This is a genomic window from Dickeya chrysanthemi NCPPB 402, assembly GCF_000406105.1.
GTDB lineage: Bacteria > Pseudomonadota > Gammaproteobacteria > Enterobacterales > Enterobacteriaceae > Dickeya > Dickeya chrysanthemi.
In genome coordinates, this window is sequence record NZ_AOOA01000067.1 from 1 (window position 1) to 1,604 (window position 1,604).

A 1,604-nucleotide genomic window follows, 5' to 3' on the forward strand; every position below is an offset into this window, starting at 1 on the left:
TATCCCGACGCATCAAATACCGAACCGTCCGGTTGCCAAACAACCCGATATTCTCCTGTCGTTTCATAATTTTCTCCGCGAGCCGTTCCGCCGTACACATTTACAGAAAACGGACGATCGTTCCGATACAGATATTCGGCATTAACAAACGCTTCCGGCGAGCGTTGCGAAAGCGAAACCGCAACCAAACCGCCCTCGCCGATATAGTAATCCAGCCAAACCTCTTCCCCATGTTCCTGCTCCGTTACGTGAAACCATTTCGCCTTTTCTTTCAAACGACTGAGCCGGATAGCGAGCGCGAGATAATCCTTCTCCGACTGCAACGGACCGTCATCCACAGTTCCGGCAAGACTTTCCTCCGTCCTCATCGATTCCTTCACGATGACAACCGCCCTGTCGGCATTTCGGAACAGGCGGGCAAGTTTCGCCACAAAAGCATTCGTATTTTCAGGTATTTCAGTTGCCGTATCGCTCAAAAACCAACGCGGATTAATCTCATAGGCAATACCCGTCCCCAGCCAAAAGGCAAATACAAGTGCAAAAAATGACAACAGTACCGGTTTGAATTTTTTTAAACATATTTATTTTTCGTTTAACAGAATATATCGATTATATCAGACGAGCTTTGATTGTTTGATTTTTAATTTAATCTACGGTTGCTGCCGTACTTTAAAAACCCCTATGCAGGCTGCAGCTTGTTACTCTTGTTTGCTTTGATTCAATTTTTTGACTAATTCAAATGCAGAGGCATTCAAGATTTCCAATTCCCACCAACAGTCGTCATAACGGGAGGATGGGGTGGGAATCTCATTTTCTGCTTCGGAACAAATTGGGTAAAACTAAAAATATCCTTAACGATTTTTTCAAATCTATTTTCCATAAATTGCCGCCCCCTCCAATGAGGAAAATGTCGTCGAAAATCGAACATAGTTTCAGACAACCTTTAATTTATGCTTGTTACGAAAAGTCTTCTAAATGATGGCTAATTGCCTCTTCAATAGTCGGATACCAATCCATAAATGAAGACTGTAATTCCTCTAAAACCAACTCATTGAACAAATCATCTAAATTTCTCCAATCCATTTTTTCATTTGGATAGAGAAAATTCGCCATAACGACAGTATGTTTATTTTGGGAGTAATCTGATAGGGCGCAAATCATCAGATACTGCCCCGAATGCTCCAGATAAAAAATTCTTTTTTCTAAGGGAGATCGATTATTTTGGTGTCCATTTCCCATTTTTTACCCTTTTTGACGTATTGGCTTTCGAGTTCTTAAATTGAGTTACCTGTCTTCCATCAGGAGTTAGAATAACCACTTTATCTCCTTTTACATAAACATGGTTTCCTGTGTCGGAATCTAAATATTGCTTTCCTTCGCGAACGACACGATTGGAATCTCCCACACTTCGATGAGAATCGTTTTTAGCTTCTTCTTTTCTTTGTTGGGCATGATTGGTTGGTTTTGGTTTGATCGGACACGCATTATGAACCCAAACCCCTTCCGTTTCCGCCTGATTACCCTTAACGAAGTAAGTATGCCAATCGGCAACGGTCAGATTGTAGGCTTTGAGCGGCTGCTGTTTGAGGGTAATGTTTTGAACT

Annotated in this window: 3 protein-coding genes; all 3 read right to left on the bottom strand. The window is 41.8% G+C overall.

What is annotated here, in order from left to right; genetic code table 11:
- On the bottom strand, positions 1-551 hold a 551-nt coding region (locus DCH402_RS00070), incomplete at its 3' end, for a hypothetical protein (RefSeq protein WP_200864840.1).
- A 406-nt stretch (positions 552-957) separates the two neighbouring features.
- Positions 958-1,239 carry a hypothetical protein gene (locus DCH402_RS00075; protein WP_002251174.1) on the bottom strand — a complete coding sequence of 94 codons (282 nt, stop codon included), beginning with the start codon at positions 1,237-1,239 and terminating at the stop codon, positions 958-960.
- Positions 1,217-1,604: polymorphic toxin-type HINT domain-containing protein (locus DCH402_RS20855; RefSeq protein WP_233276266.1), on the bottom strand; the 388-nt coding region annotated here is incomplete at its 5' end. The genes DCH402_RS00075 and DCH402_RS20855, both read right to left, overlap by 23 nt.